The organism is Chamaesiphon sp. OTE_20_metabat_361, assembly GCF_031364565.1.
In genome coordinates this window covers 1-2689 of the sequence record NZ_JANLWO010000154.1, presented here as the reverse complement: position 1 = coordinate 2689, position 2689 = coordinate 1, and the positions used below count along the sequence as shown (strand labels likewise).

Annotated in this window: 2 protein-coding genes; both read left to right on the top strand. The window is 47.2% G+C overall.

Annotated elements, in window-relative coordinates; genetic code table 11:
• Positions 1 to 146: 146 nt before the first annotated feature.
• A complete protein-coding gene (purD, locus tag RMO35_RS04265; RefSeq protein ID WP_309738780.1) occupies positions 147 to 1406 on the top strand; it encodes a phosphoribosylamine--glycine ligase in 1260 nt (419 codons plus the stop codon).
• A gap of 172 nt (positions 1407 to 1578) precedes the next feature.
• On the top strand, positions 1579 to 2689 hold a 1111-nt coding region (locus RMO35_RS04260; protein WP_309738778.1), incomplete at its 3' end, for an extracellular solute-binding protein.

The following is a 2689-nucleotide window of genomic DNA, read 5'->3' as shown; positions in this document are numbered from 1 at the left end:
ATAATAATATCCACTATCCACTATCCACTATCCACTATCCACTATCCACTATTCACTCCCATCTCCCATCTCCCCACTTCCACCTCCCATCTGATGATAAAGTGTACAGAAGGATTATCAACAAAGTCGCGGGGAGTTTAGCGTCGGTGAAAATTTTAGTTGTTGGTAATGGTGGGCGAGAACATGCGATCGTGTGGGCATTATTACAATCTCCTCAAGTTACCCAAGTTCTGTGTGTCCCTGGGAATGGCGGTACAGCGACGATGCCGCGCTGTCAAAATCTCTCGTTTAGAGTAGATGATTTTGGTGGGATTGCCAGATTTGCCGAAGTAAATGGAGTTTCCTTAGTAGTTATCGGCCCCGAATTACCACTATCGTTAGGAATTACTGACTACCTGCAAAATCGGAATATTCCAGTATTCGGCCCGACTCGCGCAGGTGCCCAAATTGAGTCTAGCAAAACTTGGGCTAAAGCTCTCATGGAAGCTGCGGGCATCCCGACTCCCAAATCGGCAACTTTTACAGATTTAACGACCGCACGCGCCTATATCGAGCAACAAGGCGCACCGATTGTTGTCAAAGCTGATGGATTGGCTGCTGGTAAAGGTGTGGTAGTAGCCGAAACTTTACACGATGCACTCACTGCCGTCGAACTATTATTTGCTCAAAACTATGGCAAGTTACTGATCGAAGAATATATCACGGGTCAAGAAATATCGGTAATCGCCCTAACTGATGGTAAAACTATTCGACCCCTATTACCAGCTCAAGATCACAAACGGATTGGCGACGGTGATACGGGCGCAAATACTGGGGGGATGGGTGCCTATGCCCCAGCACCACTAGCAACGCCAGCTTTGATGAAACGGATCCAAACTGAAGTTTTGGAACCAACCTTGGCGACCCTCAAGCGTCGCGGCATCGACTATCGGGGTGTAATCTATGCTGGGTTGATGATTGCGCCCAGTGGGGAACCTAAAGTATTAGAATTTAACTGTCGATTTGGCGATCCTGAAACTCAAGCCATTTTGCCCCTACTAGCTACTCCCCTAGTCGAATTGCTCCTAGCCTGTGTCGAACAGCGATTGGCAGCGCTCCCACCGATCGAATGGAAGCCAGCCGTGTCAACTTGTGTCACAATTGCAGCGCATGGCTATCCCGGAAATTACGATCGCGGTCGGGTGATTGGTGGCATTGATGCGGCAAATACAGAAGGCACGATGGTCTTTCATGCGGGTACTCAACTCAGGCAAAATCGCGTCCTGACTGACGGCGGACGCGTACTGGGTGTAACCAGTATCGCCCCTGACTTTGCCACCGCGATCGATCGCGCCTATCAGGGCGTCAGAGCGATTACTTTTGAGGGGATGTACTATCGCCAAGATATCGGGCAAAAAGCCTTGTAAGAGATGGGAGATGGGAGATGGGAGTAGACAGTAAAAAGATGTTTTGCTTGTTCTAAGACCAATTCAATCACTTTTTCAAGATAGTTGAAAATGCAAAGTTGTTCTCCCAACTCCCACTTCCTAACCTCCCACTTCCTAACCTCCAACTCCCAACTCCCATCTCCCATCTCTTATGCAACGTCGATCCTTTCTAGTCACCCTTGGTAGTCTGGCTCTAGGAAGTGGCTTAACTAGTTGCCAAGGTCAGAATCGAGCTATTCTGAGATTATCAGCACTAAAGAGCGCCCTACCACCGCAACTATTGAGTGAATTTAGCAAGTCGATTCAACCGATCGCGTCTAAAGTAGAGCTGGTCGGTGAAGGTCAGTTTAAAGAGATTTTGACTCAGCTTCAAGAGTGGTATAAAACTGGCAAAGCTGAATCTAAGGGCTTGAAAATTCCCTTAATAACGCCGAGTAAGTCCGCCGAATATATCCCCAATTTGGTGACTATCGGTGATGCTTGGTTGTCAAAGGCAATTAAGGAAAAGCTAATTCAACCGATCGATCCTCCAAGCATTTCAAATTGGGCTAAATTAGAACCCCGCTGGCGGGAATTAGCGCAACGAGACAATCGCGGCAATAGCAGCACTACAGGTCAAGTTTGGGGCGTTCCTTATCGCTGGGGGACGACTGTAATTATCTATCGTCGCGATCGATTGGCAGAGGCGAATATTCCCATTCCTAAAGATTGGGGAGATCTCTGGAATCCGCAGCTCAGGCAGCGGGTATCGCTGCTGGATCGATCGCGCGAAGTCATTGGTTTAGCTTTAAAAAAGCTAGGCTCATCTTACAATACTCCCGATCTCGATCGAGCAGCGGCATTAAAATCCGAACTCGCACAACTCCACCAGCAAACGAAGTTTTATAGTGCTGACAGCTATCTCCAACCCTTAGTCATGGGCGATACCTGGGTGGCTGTTGGCTGGTCTTCAGATGCGATCGATCTGATGCAAAAGAATCCGAATATTGGCGCGATCGTGCCTAGTTCTGGTACTGCTCTTTTTGCCGATCTCTGGGTACGCCCAGCAAATTCAGCTAAATTATCATCTACCGAACTTCAAGCTGCCAATAATAAAGATCGAGTCAAATTAACTCATCAGTGGCTTGATTATTGTTTGCAACTACAAGTTAGCAATCAGATTTCTCTCTTTACCACTACTACTGCACCGCTGCTTACTAGTTTAAGCGATAAGCAAATTTCTCCAGATATTAAAAGAAATTCATTAACTTTACCTGCAAAAA